The following is a 15,591-nucleotide window of genomic DNA, read 5'->3' as shown; positions in this document are numbered from 1 at the left end:
CGCAATATTCTTACGGTTCTGGCGCATATTTCTTGTGCTCTCTGTTTGAATTGAAACCGTTGTGATTCCGGCGACCCGAGTTTCGACATGGGAGTGCAGTGATGATGGTTTCATTCAAAGGCACGTACTTCCCAAAGGATGTGATCGTGCACGCGGCTTTCTTCAATCTGCGTGACGGTGTTTCATGCCGGAACCTGGAAGAACTCATGGCGGAACGTGGCGTTGATCTTGATCATGCAACGCTTTACCGCTGGGTCAGTTGACATGCAGGTCTCATTGCTGAAGCGGTGCAGCAAAAAAGCGTCCTACCAACTGTTCGTGGTCCATAGAAGAGTGGGTTTATCTCAATCGCGCCATCGAGAAACACGGTAACCTGTGTCGCATCGTGACCTTGAAGAGATTATAGCCGAACGCGGAGTGCGGGTTTCGACCATTTTTATTCGTCAAATGCCACATCATAACCCCAAACCTGCCGCAGGTAGCTTAACGTCGCGTCTCGGGTCTTTGCATCCAAGGACACGCCATTGCGTTCGGCGTGGTGCAGTTTGAGGCAGCGGTTACCCAAGAGATCCACGTCAACGATCTGAATATCGGGATCAAAATCTGAGACGTCGAGGCTCCGTGCCAGAGCGTCGCGTACCTCGTGATAGCCGCGGTCGTTGTGAATTGCGTCAATCGTATAGAACGGGTCACCCTCGTCATCAGCAAGCGCGAACATGCGAAAATGACGCATGACGTTGGGACTAAGGAATTGCTGGATGAAACTTTCGTCGCGATAATTTGCCCAAGCGTCCTTCAACACGTCGCGCCACGCGCGGCTGCCGGCGAGATCAGGAAACCACTCCCGATCTTCTTCCGTCGGGTCAGTACAGATGCGCTGAATGTCCCGCATCATTGTAAAGCCCAGCGCATAGGGATTGATCCCCTTGTTGTTCGGGGCATCGAAGTCGGGCTGTGTCAGAACATTAGTGTGATTGTGCAGTATTTCGAGCATTGCGCCATCAGTTAGGAGGCCCGCGCGATGCATTGCGTTGGTAATGTAATAGTGAACAAAGCATGCGCAGCCTTCGTTCATCACTTTGGTCTGACGCTGGGGGTAGAAATATTGCGCGATGTTGCGAACGATACGAAGCACTTCGCGCTGCCACGATTTCAGAACTGGGCTGTGATGCTCAACGAAATAGAGCAGATTTTCCTCCGGTAGCCCCATCTCTTGCTTGCGTTTACGTATCTCTTCATCGGCTTTTGTAGACGGGGTGGAGTGATCGAATGCATCCCAAAGATAGTGCACCGCCCGTTCTTCCTCGATGTGCCGCTCGCGTTGCCGGACCTTCTCATCGGCCAGCGAAGTATGAGGCGGGCGGCGATGACGGAATACACTTGATGACATGAGCGCATGTGCTGCATCGAGTATCTGTTCGACCTCACGTGCGCCATGTTGCTCTTCACACTTGGCGATGAAGCTGCGTGCATAGTCGAGGTAGTCGAGGATTCCCTGCGCGTCGCTCCACTGCCGGAACAGGTGGTTGTTTTTAAAGAAATGATTGTGACCAAATGCGGCGTGGGCCATCACCAGCACCTGAAGGGCCATGGTGTTGTCTTCCAGGCAGTAGCTGATGCAAGGGTCAGAATTGATCACGATCTCATAGGCGAGACCATGCGCACCTTTTCTGTAGATTTGTTCTTCACGGGCGAAACGCTTGCCGAATGACCAGTGCTGGTACATGAGCGGCATCCCGGTCGATGAATATGCATCCAGCATTTGCTGATATGAAATAATCTCAATCTGGTTGGAGTAGACGTCGAGCCCCAGATCATCAATCGCGACCTGTTCAATCGCGTCATAGCTGCGCTGAATTGCATCGAAATCCCATTCCGCCCCTTCGAAAAGGGGCGTCTTGGTTTCGGCGCGCTCAACCATTGGGTACACCGTGTGTCTTGCGCGCAAAAAGCTCGTGCAGAACCGGGTAGATATCAGTTCGATGGGCGATCCGCTTCATTGCAAAGTTGGGCCATGCCGCAGCCACTTGACGATACGCGCGCCACAACTCCATGCCGTTGTCCTCGCTGTTCATCAGGTTGGCTTCGGTCTCGTCAACGATCTCGGTGTAAGCGAAGTACTGACAGCGCTTCATCAGGTCGCCGTTCAGGAGTTCGGCGCATAGGCTGGAATCTCCACTATAGTTCTCGCCGTCCGAAGCCTGTGCCGCATAGATGTTCCAAAGCGACGGTGGATAGCGAGCCTTCATGATCTTCTTCATCTCGTTAAGCGCGCTGCTCACGACTGTCCCACCGGTTTGACGCGATTTGAAAAAGGTGTCCTCATCAACTTCCGATGCGATTTGGGTGTGGCGGATAAACACAAGCTCAATCTTGTCGTAGCGTTGTTTGAGAAACAGATGCAGGAGGACGAAGAACTGCTTGGCAAGATCCTTCTCGCGCTCGCCCATTGAGGCCGACACGTCCATCAGGCAGAACATAACTGCATTTGCGGCCGGTTCATGGCGCACTTCAAAGTACTTGTAACGCACGTCCAGCGGATCAATGTACGGAACGTGAAAGCGGCGGCGCTGGATTTTTTCCAACTCAAGGCACAGCATCTGCAATTCGGCTTTTTGCCCCTCGCCCGGCCGCGTCAAAGCCTCAAGCTCTTCGATCCGCTGCTCAAGCGCCTGCATCTCGGTCGAGGTTGGGCGCCGCAATGCAATACGCCGACCAAACGCATTGCGCATCGTGCGTGAAACACTGAGATTGGCGGACGTTCCAGAGGCGGTGTAACCCATGCGTTGGGGTTTGGGGGCGGTGATGTCTTTCAGGCTGCGCTTGACCATGTCAGGCAGTTCGAGGTCCTCGAAGAACAATGTCAGAAATTCGTCGCGTGAAAGAACGAACAGGAACTCATCTTCATCGTCGCCGACGAGCGCGCCCTTACGTCCGTTTTGAGAACTTTGATCAACCGTTGGTTTTTTGATTTTGTCGCCCACCCGGAATTTCTTGTTCCCGGTTAAAACCATACGCCGATAGCCGCTTTGACTTGCGTGCTGGAACGACGGCTCTGCGATCCCCTCGGCTGGAATTGAAACATTTTCCTGCTGATCGACGTCGGCGATTTTCCGGCGCCGCACGCTTTCGTCCACCGCCTTTTTCACCGCCGCACGGACGCGGCCAATGAACCGTCTCCGATTTCCGAGGCTCTTGTCCTTGGGATTCAGCCTTCGGTCGATGAAATGGGCCATTCGCGCATGGGCTCCTTCCCTACCCGGCCTTGTTAACCCTCATGTACCATTCGACCAGGCGCCGGACTTGCCGGCGCGTGTATCCGCGCTCAATCATCCGGTCGATAAATTCGTTGTGCTTGGCTTCGGTTTCCTTATCGCGTTTGGCACCAAAGCTAATGACGGGTAGAAGGTCCTGTATTTGGCCAAACATGCGCTTTTCGATGACCCTTCTCAGCTTCTCGTATTTGCGCCAATCCGGGTTGCGACCGTTATTGTTGGCCCGCGCACGGAGCACAAACTTAACCACCTCGTTTCGGAAATCTTTGAAATTGGAGATTCCAGCCGGTTTCTCAATCTTTTCAAGTTCTTGCTCAAGAACATCACGGTTTAGAATCTGGCCAGTGTCCAGATCCTTGAAATCCTGGTCCTCGATCCAGGCATCCGCAAAAGCGATGTATCTGTCGAAGAGGTTTTGACCAAAGTCAGAATAAGATTCCAAATAGGCTTTTTGAATTTCGTTGCCGATGAACTCCGCATAACGGGGTGACAGATCGTCTTTCATGAATGACAGGTATCGGCTTTCGATATCGTCAGAGAATTGTTCGCGTTTCACCGCTTGATCCAGAACATACAGCAGATGCACCGGATCAGCGCCGACTTCTTCCGTGTCGTGGTTGAAGGTTTCCGACAGCACCTTGAAAGCAAAGCGGGTTGAAATGCCGGTCATACCTTCATCGACGCCTGCGGCGTCACGATACTCCTGCACGGAGCGTGCCTTGGGATCTGTGTCCTTCAAAGTTTCCCCGTCATAGACGCGAAGTTTTGAGTAAATTGGTGAATTTTCATGGTCCTTCAAACGCGTCAGCACACTGAACCGGCTTAACATCGAGAGTGTTTCCGGCGCACAGGGGGTTTCGCCCAGGCTGCTTTCCTTCAGCAGTTTTTCGTAGATTTGGATTTCATCCGAGGCACGCAAGCAATAGGGCACCTTGACCAGGCTGATCCGATCAAGGAAAGCTTCGTTGTTCTTGTTATTCTTGAATTGGGACCATTCCGCCTCGTTGGAATGGGCTACGATGATGCCCTGAAAAGGGAATGCGCCGATATTCTCGGTACCGGCGTAAGAGCCTTCCTGCGTTGCAGTCAACAAGGGATGCAACACCTTGATCGGGGCCTTGAACATCTCCACGAATTCCATCAGCCCCTGCGTCGTGCGGTTCAGAGCACCGGAATAGGCATAGGCATCCGGATCGTTCTGGCTGAACTCCTCCAGCATACGAATATCGAGCTTGCCGACCAGCGAGGAGATGTCCTGATTGTTCTCGTCGCCCGGCTCCGTCTTGGCGATGCAAATCTGACGCAGTTTTGAGGGATAGAGTTTGACGACCGAAAATTCAGAGACATCACCGTCGAATTCACCAAGCCGCTTTACAGCCCAGGGTGAAATCAAACCGTTCAGCAGCCGTTTGGGAATATTGTATTTCTGCTCCAGTAAATCGCCCAATCGCTCACGGTCGAACAGCCCCAGCGGAGACTCGAATACCGGACTGATTTCGTCAGTGGCCTTGAGGACGTAAATCGGCTGCTTTTCCATCAGGTTTTTGAGGATCTCGGCAAGTGTCGATTTGCCGCCACCTACCGGACCCAAAAGGTAGAGAATCTGTTTCCTCTCCTCGAGCCCCTGGCTTGCGTGACGAAAGAAGCCAACGATGCGCTCAATGGTTTCCTCAACGCCGTAGATGTCCTGAAATGGTTTGTAGCGCTTGATCGTTCGATTGAGAAAAATGCGACTAAGCCTCGGGTCCTGACTGGTATCGCAAAGCTCAGGTTCGTCGATCGCAGTGACCATTCTCTCGGCGGCAGTTGCCCGCATCGAGACATCTTCTCGACACCCCAGAAGGTAATCCTGCAACGTCATTTCGACGATCTTGGTGCGCCCATACTCTTCGGCAAACTGCTCGAAAATCTCCATTTTCAGGGTCCTTTGCTTCTAAAATCTCCTTCGTTCCGGTGTTACCAATTCATGTTCTCATACATTAACTTGGTGCGTAAATGTGCGGTTTCCAGTCACAATTTGTTTCCTGATAAATCACGGTAACATTGCCAACTTGATTGTGCGCGTCCCACTGCAGGCTGGTTTTGTCAATCGCGGGTACTCGCCGATTATCTCAGCGCGAGCTCAATTGAAGTAACGTCCAACACGGAATTCCTGGAGAACGAGTGAAACCTACCTGCGTGTGCGAGGCAAGTGGATGTGTCTCTATCGAGCGGTCGACAAGGCGGGAAACACTCTTGATTTCACACTTTCACGACGTCGAAACAAACCGGCTGCCACCAAGTTCTTCGCCAGGACGTTGGAGGCAAACGGATTGCCGAGGAAGATTTTGATCGACAAGAGCGGAGCCAACCCCGCTAGCATACAGGCCATCAACAAAATGTTGATGAGCTTTGGCGGCTCGATCCCAATCAAAATAGTATGGAGATATTACTTGAAAAACATCGTCGAAGAGGACCACCGTTTTTATCAAGAGAGGCACTCGGTCCATGTTGGAGATTAAAGCTCTCGCTGCTGCAACAGTGACGTTAGGTGGGATCGAAGTTACGCACATGATCCGAAAAGACCCACGCGCGCCCAGCCTCTGCATGTTCCGTCATTTCGCTGAGCTCGCCGCCTAACTCACAAACGGTTGCTGAAACAACACTGCGGGCTCAAAACTTTTCAACACAATCGTTGGGCGTTCGGTCGACATATGGAACCGGAACTCCAAAGGCCGGTTCGAATGCGCTCCGGAACCACCTGTTTGATATCCCGGTAGCTCAGTTTGCCTTGAGGTCCAGCCAGGGTGCTTCCCAACATCATAAATTGGCGTTATCCACGAAAAATACATACTCAGAATGGCCGTAGTGAAGCACGATATGCAGATCATCCGATGGCGCGACTATACCCTCAAGCCTTGGAAGAACGGGGGCGGCAAGACGCGGGAAATCGCATACCATTCTATCCGGGGCGCGCTGGCGTGGCGGCTGAGCCTTGCTCTGGTTGAGGGAGATGGCCCGTTCTCGAATTTTGAAGGGTTTGAGCGTATCCTGACCGTGGTCAGAGGCGATGGGATGCGCCTGCTAGGTGTCGAGCATGACTATGAGGCGCGCCCTTTTGTGCCCGTAAGGTTCCCCGGTGGTGAAAAGATTACAGGGCGTTGTCACAGCACGCCAATTGAGAACTTCAACCTTATTTTTAACCCTGAACTGATCGAGGCCGAGGTTCGAATTCTGGACGCCTCGGAAATCGCTCATGTAGCGGGTCGACCACGTAGCACTACGATCGTGCATGTATTGGAGGGTCAGGTTATATGCGACGACTCGCTTGCGCTTGAGGCGCAGGATACCGGAGTCTGCGAGAGACTTGTCCCGCAGTTGCATCCCAGCCGGGACGGGCGGTGCGCCATCGTTTCTTTGACGTACGGCTAGGTTTCATACGGCATAGAGCGGATCGGAAACTGCCGATTTGTAGCGCGCCGCAATAGCCTGATATTCGCGATGTCGCCCGTGGTGCACAAGGTGGCGGCCAGCCGACCAGGTGTCGTTAACAACATCATCCGGCGCGACGAAACACAGACCGTCCAGGATTTGATCGTAGATTAGTATCCACGCCTTGGCGTAAACACTCCGACTTCCAGTCGGACCTGCTTCCGCGCGAGGAATCTCCTAGGCTAGGCGAGGTTGAGGTGCACCTCGTTGCAGAGCCGCCGTTCTGAACGGAGGCCAAAACAATATCCGACAACGAGCATCCGGATCATCAACTCGGGATCGGCCGAAGGCCGCCCAGTTTGGCTGTAGAAATCCATGAGATACGTGCGTACGCTGCTCAGCCCCACACATCGATCAACCGACCGCAGCAGGTGGTCTTGCGGGACGTCAGCCGGACATACCAGCCACGCCTACGGCACATGCGGCGAGTATGTTTTTGGAGATCCCTTCGGAAACGTATCTCGCCCCCCAAGATTGCGCCTTAAATTTAGCTCGGAAGTTGACACCCAATCCCTCAGTTTATCGTAGTCACTGCCGTCTCAACAGCATGCACGCCGATCCCGACAAAAACGCCAGCAACCAACAGGCCCACAAACGCGTTGACTACCGACAAAAACCGGCTTGAAGATTGTTCCGGTCTTACGTCACCGTACCCAACAGTAGTCGCGTTTATGAAGGCGTGGTAAAGGCTTTCGCCCAGCTTCCAGCCTTCAATTTTACCAATCGCGAGACCAAGAGTTGTGATCATCGCCAAAAGAAAGAGCAAAATAGGCGCCAAGTAGATCAAATCCCAAAAGAAAACAGATAGAAAAATGCGTGTATAACCAAGGCCAATTTCCATGATCTTGTACCTACTCTTTCAATGACCTTGTTGCTTAAGTGCAGTGCTACGCCTGCTTACAGAAGCAACAAGTTGCTTTTCTTACGGGCGAACGTTCACAAATCTGCCAACGCGCCAGCGACGACGACGATCCCAAGTACTGCCAGAACTACTGTTAAGATTATCGCACTGTACCTTGTCAGGAAATCGTTGAAGCTTTTCATAACGAGTTCCGCACGTGACCCCAGCATCAGCAAAAGCCCCAATGGGAGGGCTAAGCCGAGGCTTGAAACGGTCGCAAACGCCACCAGTGCCAGGAACTGAGATACAGGCACATATGTTTCCGCAGCAATGATCAATGCGCCGGAAACGAACAGGGCGGCATTTTTTGGGTTAAGTGCCGCCAATCCTGCGCCTATGCCAAACGTTCTTATTGGTTTCATCTGTTGCAATGCGAGCATCCATTTTGGCCTTGCCCCATCCGAAGCCGCTCGGCTTTGAAATTTGCGAATAGCCAGTGCGATCAAGCCCAGCCCAACAGCAAGCCGAAGCCAGATTACCCATCTTGCCGGAGGGTTCTGGCCCTGCGTACTCAGGTCCGAAACGGCAATTGCAAGCCCTCCGACAATTACTGCGCCAGAAATCCAGCCAGCAAGGAATGCGAGATAGGCATTCAAGTCCGGCCGGTCAGCCAAAAGCAGCGACACACTGACCAGTGGCAATGTCGCCAAGACGGTGCCAAAGGCCACTGGCAATGCTTCAAGAAACGCGGCAAGCATTTGTGGCCTTTCGGTTTATGTTGTCACTTCCAATTTCCAAGCGTGGCTGGCTTTGGCGCCGGTCAAGTATTGCTCGGGGCTGTTTGAGCATGCCCGTCACTATGAAAAAACCAAAACCTTGACCGGTAACAAAATGGCCTGTGCTCTCAGAACGATCGCATTTGCAATACCCATTCCATCTACGATACGCGCGACGAACGCAGACAGCCCCGTGATCTCTCCATCTTCGATTTCTTTGGCCCGACTGGTATAGGCAACACCAACGCAGGCGCTGCCTTGTGGAATTTGGTCTAGGTGGCTGGGAAAGATCGGTCGAAGAAAAACGGTGATTGTGCCTGGTCGCGCCCGGTCTTGTTGGTCCAACAGCGCGTCACCCGGACGGAATTGCCCAGCCGCAATGACCCCCTGGATGTCATCGACAACCATAGGGATTATACTCAGCGGTTTTGACGCGCAGGTTATTTCCACCAGCATACCAGGCTTCAAAACGCTTGCCGAGATCTGCCCAAATGCCGCAATAAAGCGTCCCTGACCAGTGACATCCGGTACCAGAATACCCGCTGGCCGCAGGATTGGATTAACGATATCCCCGGGCTTGAGCAAAAATTGCGTTACCGTCCCATCCACTTCGGCAAACACTGTAGACTTGGCTATCTCGTTCTCGGCTTCTCGCAAAACAGCGCGCGCGCTCTCTCTTTGCGCGGGCAATAGTGTGGTCTGGCGAAGCTTTGCACCATCAAGTGCCGCCATAGCGGCAGCCCGTTGGCTGGCTGCTCGCGATACCGCAGTCTGCAGGCGTTCCAACTCTTGTTCGCTAACAACGGTGTCATTCCGCTCAGCAAGCGTGAGGCGGCGTTCCAGATCGTCCGTTGCTTGGTTCAGATCGGCCTCTGCCGCGTCCAGTCCCGCAGTTGCAGCGGCTATTTCCGTCGTGACCAGACCAAGCGCTGCGTCAATTTCTTCCAGACGGCGTAGCGCGGTGTCCGCGGCGGCCTCTTGGCGGGTCGTGTCGAGACGGAAAATGGGGTCGCCCGCTTTCACTCGTGCATTGTTGCCGACATAGACCTCGTCAACTCGACCCGGGCGGTCCGAGAGGACAGTCACCGTGCGAAAGGCCGCAGATACGTTGCGTGTCGATGGATGAAAGTAGAAGATGACGGTGATCAGTGTCACAGCCAGTATCGCGCAGGCTGTTAACCCCCACCGCAACTCGTACCAAATGTTGAACAGAGTAATTTCATGCCCCCATCGTTTGCCTTGCCGGTAGCGGCGGAACAGGTAGTCGGGAAGGATTGTGATCAGGGCCGAGAATACGAGTTCAAGCATCGTCGACCTCCGGGTTCCTGTTAGGGGGACTCAGCGGAAACACCTCGTGCAGGGGCACCGCAGCGATCAGGATCGCGGCAATCCAGAAGGCATTGTTCAGCGTAAACAGGGAAATCAACCCCAGTACGCCGACCAGTTGCATCTGCACCTTATGCGCACCAGCCGCCATACGGTCTGGAATGGCCTGTATTGTGAAATAGAGCGCACCGAAGCCAAGCAGCGCAAAGACAAGCAGGCAGCCGACAACAATCAGGAAACCGTCGGTGTCACCCGGCGGCGTTACCCAGAAAGGCAACCTTTCCAGCGCGGCCTCTGAAAGAGAACTGTTCATTCGAACCTCCGATTTTCAACGACCCTTCAATCAGTTAAGCGCGCGGAAACCTGAATATCAACGGATATGAATAACTTCGAACTCCGAACGCTCCAGACTGATCTGCTCCGGACGGCATTCAAGCATCATTTTATGCGAATAGATTCGAATGTTACAATGCCGCGACAACAAAGCACCTGCATCATTGCAGTAAAGGTGCTGTCAGTATTCGGGGGAAGTCACGTGATTGAGTTCTACAAAACCATCTGGAGTACAACCGGACGGCGTCAAATGGTTAACATACTGTTGTCGCTCTTCATTGCTGCTTTGGCAGCGTTTCCTCTGAATTATCAAAAGGAAATCGTGAACGGCCTGACCGAAAAGAACATTGACCCGGGCGGATTACTGTCGCTTGGCGCGGCAATGGGTGGAGTGATCGCTCTGAGCCTCGCGCTGAAATAGGTGCTGGGCTATCTTTCCAGCGTTCTGAGCGAGGACATGATCCGAAAGCTGCGCAAGCGCATTTGCAACCTGTCCCGTCAAAACCCCGCAGGGTCGGAAAAAATTGCCTATGGCGCCAAGGAAACAATGGTATCGGCCGAAGCCGAACAAGTGAGAAAATACACGGGTAGCGCCCTGTCCGAGCCAATTGTACAGGCCGGAACGCTTGTTGTGATCGTTGGCTACATCGCAGCCAACCAACCCTCTCTGGGACTGATCACAATCGGCATGATCATACCGCAGGTCTTTATTGTTCTCATGGTTCAGACTCGGGTGAATTTCCTGGTCTCGGATCGGGTGCACACGCTGCGCCAGGCCACAAACTGGCTCGTGGATGCTGATCGCTCTGCGGCCGAAATCACGCCCGGATTTGACGAGATTTATGACCGCCCCGGATAGCGCATCAGGCAGGTTGTGGAAGGAAACACTGATGTCGGCACCGTGGTTACCGCCACGGTAGGCTTGGCCGGATGTGTCGCACACTATTGCGCCTAGTTGACGAACATGCGTGATCTGACTTTTGTTCCTGTCGAATGGTTTTCGAACAGGTTTCGGCATGATCTCGTTGTAAAGCTGTCCTTTCTCCAAGGATGCGGTTTTGTACGCTGTGTACATTTATCTGCGGTACACGGTGTCCTATCGTTACCTTGTAGAGATCATGGCCGAACGTGACGTGCAGGTGGACCACGTTACTCTCAACAGGTGGGTTGTTAAGCATTCACCGAAGATCGCCGTGCGCGCACAATCGAAGACGCGACCAACGCTGAGTTCCTGGCGCATGGACGAGACCTATATTCGTGTTCGCGGCAAATGGATGTACCACTATCGGGCCGTCGACAAGGCAGGAAACACCCTTGATTTCATGCTGTCTGAGCGGAGGAACCGTCCAGAAGCAGCCGAGTTCTTTGCCAAAGCGCTGTCTTCTAATCGAAGTCCTGGAAAGATCGTCATCGACAAAAGTGGAGCTAATGCGGCGGGCATTCGAGAAGTAAACAAAATCCTTAATCAGTTTGGCTACTCAGCCAAAGTCCAAACAGTCACGTCCAAGTATTTGAACACCCTGATTGAGCAGGTTCAAAGGTTCATCAAGCGTCGCATTCGACACAAGTGTGGGTTCAGGTCGTTCAAATCCGCTTCGGCTATTTGCCGAGATCGCAGGATAGGTGTGTCCAGTACGTCGCTAACTTTGGCCGTTCCAATAGTTTGCGACACATCCAGATTTATCTGCTTAAAGGCATGGTGGATCACCTGTGCTTTACACGTAGACCAACCCCATTCAGCCAAAGCTGATTACGGCCGCGCGGGTCTGGCCTCGGACAAATCCGGAGCAATCAATATCACCTGTGACAGACTTGGCCTTCGCGCTTCACCCTGCCCGGAAATCATCCGATGCGGAACACTCGTTGCTGCCGCAAGGGCCTCACCCAATGGAATTCCCGCCTGCTGCGACAGAACCTGTATTGCCTTGGTCAGGCACAAATCCGCCCCGGCCAGAGTCCCATCCTGCAAAGTCAGCCGACCGTTTTCTCGCCGGATCGAACGGCCCTCCAACTGAAACTCTGTCTTTGACGTACCGGCAACGGCCATCGCGTCGCTGACAAGGAAAATCCGGCCCGGACCGCGCTTGGCGGCCCACGCGGTCCGCATCGTTTGGGGATGAACGTGGATACCATCCGCGATCAGCCCTGCTGACATTGACCCGCAGGACAACGCCGCGCCGACCAATCCCGGCGCGCGGCTGCCAAGTTGGCTCATTGCATTGAACAAATGCGTGGCACATTGCGCCCCAGCCTCGGCGAACGCCTTGCAGGTCTCAAACGACGCATCCGTGTGACCCAGCGAAACGATCACACCGGCACGTTTCAAAGCGTCGACCTGATGCACAGTCGTACTTTCTGGCGCTAGCGTGACCATCAATGCGGGCAGGCGTTTCGCAGCGCGAACGATGGTGTCCAGATCGGCTTGCTGCATCGGGCGGATCAAGCCGGCATCATGCGCCCCTTTGCGACGCTCAGACAAGTGCGGACCTTCCAGATGCAGTCCCGCGATGCCTGGAACACCGGTCCGAACGGCCTCGATCGCGGCATCAATAGCGGCCCTGGTTTTCTCGGCCGTATCCGTGATCAACGTCGGCAGGATACGCGTGGCACCTAACCCGCGATGGGCCGCCGCGATCCGTTCCAGCGTGCCAACAGAAGGTTCGTCGTTGAACATAACGCCACCGCCACCGTTGACCTGCAAATCGACATAACCCGGGCTGAGAATGCTACCCGACAGATCCTCGATCCGATCATCGCCCGTTACTTGATCTTCGGAGATAAGCGCATCCAACACCCCGTTTTGGAACCGCGCGGCACACCCTTCACGCAGTTCGGTGCCGTCAAAGATAGGGCCACCTGCATAGGTGATCGAAGACCCAGTCATACCGTTTCCGTTACTTTCTTCAGATGGCGCGGCGTGTCGGGGTCAACCCCGCGTTGCGTGGCGACCTTCTCAACCATTCCATAAAACGATGCAATGGTTGGTATGGCGTCCGTCATCCAATGCGATGTCCGGACATGCGGCAACACTGTGGCGCGTTTCACGCGGCTGGTCGTGGCAAAAACTTCAGCCCCTTTCGCAGCCAACTCATCCGCAACTTCGGCCAGATTGGCTTCGGTTGCGTCCCCGGACGACAACGCAAGGACAGGAAAGCCGTGATCCACGATGGAAACAGGACCGTGCAAAACCTCTGCCGCCGAATAGCTTTCCGCGTGAATCTGGCAGGTTTCCTTGAATTTCAATGCGGCTTCATTGGAAATTGCCAATGACATGCCCCGCCCCAAAGTAAACAACGAGCGACCATCAACGGCATCGGCAACAGCACTCCAGTCACAGGCGATGGCTGCTGACAGGCTGTCCGGCAAACCGTGGATCGCGCGCAACAAGAGATCATCCCGCTTCACTTGCGCGATCAGCCACAGGCCAGCCACCAAAGAGGTCACGAATGTCTTGGTCGCGGCCACGCTCAGTTCAGGGCCCGCATGAATTGGCAGCGTCGCTGTTGCCACTTCGGCCAAGGCAGAGGCAGTGTTGTTCGTGATTGCAACCGAATAAGCGCCTCCGGACGTCACCGATTGCGTCAATTGTACAATGTCCGGGCTTTGCCCGGATTGCGAAACTGAAATGCAGATTGCGTCGTCGCAGCGCATGTCTACGCCGTAGATGGATTTGACCGACGGTCCAACTGACGCCATCGGCAGACCGAGCAACAGTTCTGATGCGTATTTCAGAAAACTACAGGCGTGATCCGAAGACCCCCGCGCCACCGAGATCAGAAAGCGCGGATCACGGGCCCGGATTTCGTCAGCGGTTTGTGCGATCAAATCCGCGCCCTCGGTCAACAGGCGGTCTACGGCGTCGGGTATCTCATTGATTTCCCGCCGCATTTGAGTGGTTGTGTCAGACATTTTCCCAGGCTTTCAGTTTGACAGGCGCAGCTCGGCCACAAAGTCATAGGCATCGCCGCGATAGATTGAACGGGTCAATTCAGCGACCCGCCCGCTTTCCAGATAAGAGGTCCGTTGAATCCGAAGCCCCGCGGTGCCTTCCGCAACATCCAGAAGTTCCGCCTCGGGCGCTTCAAGGTTGATGGCGGAAATTTTCTGGATCGCGCGCACCGGCCGGTGACCGGATTGTTCAAGAACGGTATAAAGCGACCCCGCGACATCGGTGGGGTTTGGCAGGATATCGAGCGGCAGAGCTGCCCGTTCCAGCGCCATCGGGCGACCTCCGGCCTCTCGCAGGCGGTAAATGCGGGCAACCTGTTCGTTGGCCGACAGGCCCAATGCCATCATTTCCTCGGGCGACGGCAGAAATATCCCACGCTCCAGCCACGTTGAGGTCGTCTTGAGCCCACGCCTCTCCATGTCTTCGGTAAACGAGGTCAGGTGGGACAAGGACTGTTCGACCTTGGCCACGGGTTCCCGAACAAAAGAACCAGACCCCTGCCGTTGTTCGATCGCGCCCTTGCGCACCAGTTCCTGAATGGCCTTGCGCACGGTCACACGCGACAGGTCGGTCAGCTCGGCGATTTCCCTCTCGGGTGGCAGCGAACTGTTGGGCGGCAGGATGCCATCCTCGATCCCTTGCTCGAGACGTTGACGAAGTTGTACGTATCGCGGGCCTGAACTATGCCCCAACCATCCTTCCGGTCGCAGGAAATCAGCTACATTCATGTTCGATTTCCTCCTGATAGGCCCGGGCCAACGCCAGTGCGCCGGACAGTGGGTCACCTGCAGGCTGGACCAAAACAGACTGCATGTCTGAGGGCAGATAAGGCGCGTAGAGGGGGCCAATACCCCCGGTCAGACAAATCGGCAAATCCGCGACCCACCCCATTTTCACCATCATGCCCGCAAGATAGCCTGCTCCATCCTGCAGTATGGATATGGCCAGTGCGTCGCCTTGATCAGCGAACGTCGTAACGGTCGGGGCCAGAGCCCCGAATTCGGATGGGGTCATCTCAGCCGCCGCCCGCACGATACCAGCCGCTCCGCCATACCGGGACAACAGATCCTGCACCAATTGCGAAGGCCCGGTCACGTCATCCGTGTATTCCAGCGCTTTGGACAACGCCCGTTTGCCAACCCATTGCGCAGAGGCCTGATCGCCAAGGACCGGGCCCCAGCCACCAGCAAACCGCATCTCTTTGCCCCTTTGCATCGCGATAAAAGACCCCGTGCCGCAATGCGTAACACATCCGTCCCGAGGGCCCAGCGCGCCGCGCAACGACGCTGCCCGGTCATCTTCGATCCGCACATGCTGAAACGGCAAAGCCGCCGCAAGTTTTCCGGCAATCGCGTCTCCCGTAATCCCGGCCAGCCCCAGATAGGCGGGCGCTTTTGCAAGCTCGTCCCTGGAATAACCAGACTGAGATGCAAGCGCTTCCAGACCGCGCCGCAACTCAATGCAGGCGGCATCGAAATCCGTGGACACATTTGCCGCGCCGACCTCGACCCTATGTGTCGCGCCGCCATCATGAACGGCAAGACGGCAACGTGTTCCACCCCCGTCGACAGCCAGAATCAGAGATTTTGAGACTTGAACCATATAAATACCTTTATAATA

Annotated in this window: 14 protein-coding genes and 4 pseudogenes; 6 read left to right on the top strand and 12 right to left on the bottom strand. The window is 54.6% G+C overall.

Annotation, left to right across the window (positions count from 1 at the left end):
* Nucleotides 1-101: 101 nt before the first annotated feature.
* Nucleotides 102-370: pseudogene (locus ACR0LF_RS06400) on the top strand (IS6 family transposase); the annotation flags it as partial.
* Nucleotides 371-436: 66 nt separating this feature from the next.
* Here the strand turns inward: ACR0LF_RS06400 and ACR0LF_RS06395 are convergent.
* From ACR0LF_RS06395 to ACR0LF_RS06385, 3 genes are read right to left on the bottom strand one after another with little or no spacing between them, the layout of a single operon-like run.
* Complete coding sequence (locus tag ACR0LF_RS06395; protein ID WP_480580528.1) at nt 437-1,921, bottom strand: SpoVR family protein; 1,485 nt, start codon at nt 1,919-1,921, stop codon at nt 437-439.
* Nucleotides 1,914-3,236, bottom strand: a complete 1,323-nt coding sequence (locus ACR0LF_RS06390) for a YeaH/YhbH family protein (protein WP_480580530.1) — start codon at nt 3,234-3,236, stop codon at nt 1,914-1,916. Before ACR0LF_RS06390 ends, ACR0LF_RS06395 begins: the two co-directional genes overlap by 8 nt.
* A 19-nt stretch (nt 3,237-3,255) precedes the next feature.
* On the bottom strand, nt 3,256-5,190 hold the full coding sequence (locus ACR0LF_RS06385) for a PrkA family serine protein kinase (protein ID WP_480580532.1): 1,935 nt from the start codon (nt 5,188-5,190) through the stop codon (nt 3,256-3,258).
* Nucleotides 5,191-5,413: 223 nt separating this feature from the next.
* Here ACR0LF_RS06385 and ACR0LF_RS06380 point away from each other — a divergent pair.
* Nucleotides 5,414-5,894 (top strand): annotated as a pseudogene (locus ACR0LF_RS06380) (IS6 family transposase); the annotation flags it as partial.
* A 240-nt stretch (nt 5,895-6,134) separates the two neighbouring features.
* The gene (locus ACR0LF_RS06375; protein WP_480856152.1) at nt 6,135-6,686 is read left to right on the top strand and encodes a HutD/Ves family protein; all 552 of its coding nucleotides are present in this window, start codon (nt 6,135-6,137) and stop codon (nt 6,684-6,686) included.
* A gap of 245 nt (nt 6,687-6,931) precedes the next feature.
* Here the strand turns inward: ACR0LF_RS06375 and ACR0LF_RS06370 are convergent.
* The 5 genes and pseudogenes from ACR0LF_RS06370 to ACR0LF_RS06350 form a co-directional block, all read right to left on the bottom strand.
* Nucleotides 6,932-7,132, bottom strand: a pseudogene (locus tag ACR0LF_RS06370) (transposase); the annotation flags it as partial.
* A gap of 128 nt (nt 7,133-7,260) precedes the next feature.
* The gene (locus ACR0LF_RS06365) at nt 7,261-7,587 is read right to left on the bottom strand and encodes an ion channel (protein WP_480580536.1); all 327 of its coding nucleotides are present in this window, start codon (nt 7,585-7,587) and stop codon (nt 7,261-7,263) included.
* A gap of 95 nt (nt 7,588-7,682) precedes the next feature.
* Nucleotides 7,683-8,345, bottom strand: a complete 663-nt coding sequence (locus ACR0LF_RS06360) for a GAP family protein (protein WP_480580538.1) — start codon at nt 8,343-8,345, stop codon at nt 7,683-7,685.
* Between the two features lie 99 nt (nt 8,346-8,444).
* Nucleotides 8,445-9,671 (bottom strand): HlyD family secretion protein, encoded by a 1,227-nt coding sequence (locus ACR0LF_RS06355; RefSeq protein ID WP_480580540.1) that lies wholly within the window; start codon nt 9,669-9,671, stop codon nt 8,445-8,447.
* On the bottom strand, nt 9,664-10,002 hold the full coding sequence (locus ACR0LF_RS06350) for a hypothetical protein (protein WP_480580542.1): 339 nt from the start codon (nt 10,000-10,002) through the stop codon (nt 9,664-9,666). The genes ACR0LF_RS06355 and ACR0LF_RS06350 overlap by 8 nt, the downstream gene beginning before the upstream one ends.
* Before the next feature lie 270 nt (nt 10,003-10,272).
* On the opposite strand from ACR0LF_RS06350, the gene ACR0LF_RS06345 reads away from it, so the two are divergent.
* The 3 genes and pseudogenes from ACR0LF_RS06345 to ACR0LF_RS06335 all read left to right on the top strand — a co-directional run.
* Nucleotides 10,273-10,443 (top strand): hypothetical protein, encoded by a 171-nt coding sequence (locus ACR0LF_RS06345; RefSeq protein WP_480856150.1) that lies wholly within the window; start codon nt 10,273-10,275, stop codon nt 10,441-10,443.
* On the top strand, nt 10,444-10,881 hold the full coding sequence (locus tag ACR0LF_RS06340; RefSeq protein WP_480580546.1) for a hypothetical protein: 438 nt from the start codon (nt 10,444-10,446) through the stop codon (nt 10,879-10,881). It abuts the gene before it with no gap.
* A gap of 193 nt (nt 10,882-11,074) precedes the next feature.
* Nucleotides 11,075-11,617 (top strand): annotated as a pseudogene (locus ACR0LF_RS06335) (IS6 family transposase); the annotation flags it as partial.
* Nucleotides 11,618-11,772: 155 nt separating this feature from the next.
* Here ACR0LF_RS06335 and nagA read toward each other — a convergent pair.
* The 4 genes from nagA to ACR0LF_RS06315 are packed head-to-tail and all read right to left on the bottom strand — an operon-like array spanning nt 11,773 to nt 15,573.
* A complete protein-coding gene (nagA, locus tag ACR0LF_RS06330; protein ID WP_480580548.1) occupies nt 11,773-12,906 on the bottom strand; it encodes an N-acetylglucosamine-6-phosphate deacetylase in 1,134 nt (377 codons plus the stop codon).
* Complete coding sequence (locus tag ACR0LF_RS06325) at nt 12,903-13,931, bottom strand: SIS domain-containing protein (protein WP_480580550.1); 1,029 nt, start codon at nt 13,929-13,931, stop codon at nt 12,903-12,905. Before ACR0LF_RS06325 ends, nagA begins: the two co-directional genes overlap by 4 nt.
* Before the next feature lie 12 nt (nt 13,932-13,943).
* Nucleotides 13,944-14,699 carry a GntR family transcriptional regulator gene (locus tag ACR0LF_RS06320; protein ID WP_480580552.1) on the bottom strand — a complete coding sequence of 252 codons (756 nt, stop codon included), beginning with the start codon at nt 14,697-14,699 and terminating at the stop codon, nt 13,944-13,946.
* A complete protein-coding gene (locus ACR0LF_RS06315) occupies nt 14,686-15,573 on the bottom strand; it encodes a glucosamine kinase nucleotide-binding domain-containing protein (protein ID WP_480580554.1) in 888 nt (295 codons plus the stop codon). Before ACR0LF_RS06315 ends, ACR0LF_RS06320 begins: the two co-directional genes overlap by 14 nt.
* Nucleotides 15,574-15,591: the final 18 nt, after the last annotated feature.

The organism is Ruegeria sp. E8 (assembly GCF_056533985.1).
The sequence above is the reverse complement of the archived record's forward strand: the minus strand, read 5'-3'. Positions and strand labels throughout refer to the sequence as shown.

Bases quoted from the DNA above. Each gene is read 5' to 3' on its own strand.
- ACR0LF_RS06395 (WP_480580528.1), bottom strand. From the start codon at position 1,921: ATGGTTGAGCGCGCCGAAACCAAGACGCCCCTTTTCGAAGGGGCGGAA.
- ACR0LF_RS06345 (WP_480856150.1), top strand. From the start codon at position 10,273: ATGGTTAACATACTGTTGTCGCTCTTCATTGCTGCTTTGGCAGCGTTT.
- nagA (WP_480580548.1), bottom strand. From the start codon at position 12,906: ATGACTGGGTCTTCGATCACCTATGCAGGTGGCCCTATCTTTGACGGC.
- ACR0LF_RS06355 (WP_480580540.1), bottom strand. From the start codon at position 9,671: ATGCTTGAACTCGTATTCTCGGCCCTGATCACAATCCTTCCCGACTAC.
- ACR0LF_RS06375 (WP_480856152.1), top strand. From the start codon at position 6,135: ATGCAGATCATCCGATGGCGCGACTATACCCTCAAGCCTTGGAAGAAC.
- ACR0LF_RS06325 (WP_480580550.1), bottom strand. From the start codon at position 13,931: ATGTCTGACACAACCACTCAAATGCGGCGGGAAATCAATGAGATACCC.
- ACR0LF_RS06315 (WP_480580554.1), bottom strand. From the start codon at position 15,573: ATGGTTCAAGTCTCAAAATCTCTGATTCTGGCTGTCGACGGGGGTGGA.
- ACR0LF_RS06365 (WP_480580536.1), bottom strand. From the start codon at position 7,587: ATGGAAATTGGCCTTGGTTATACACGCATTTTTCTATCTGTTTTCTTT.
- ACR0LF_RS06350 (WP_480580542.1), bottom strand. From the start codon at position 10,002: ATGAACAGTTCTCTTTCAGAGGCCGCGCTGGAAAGGTTGCCTTTCTGG.
- ACR0LF_RS06320 (WP_480580552.1), bottom strand. From the start codon at position 14,699: ATGAATGTAGCTGATTTCCTGCGACCGGAAGGATGGTTGGGGCATAGT.
- ACR0LF_RS06385 (WP_480580532.1), bottom strand. From the start codon at position 5,190: ATGGAGATTTTCGAGCAGTTTGCCGAAGAGTATGGGCGCACCAAGATC.
- ACR0LF_RS06360 (WP_480580538.1), bottom strand. From the start codon at position 8,345: ATGCTTGCCGCGTTTCTTGAAGCATTGCCAGTGGCCTTTGGCACCGTC.
- ACR0LF_RS06390 (WP_480580530.1), bottom strand. From the start codon at position 3,236: ATGGCCCATTTCATCGACCGAAGGCTGAATCCCAAGGACAAGAGCCTC.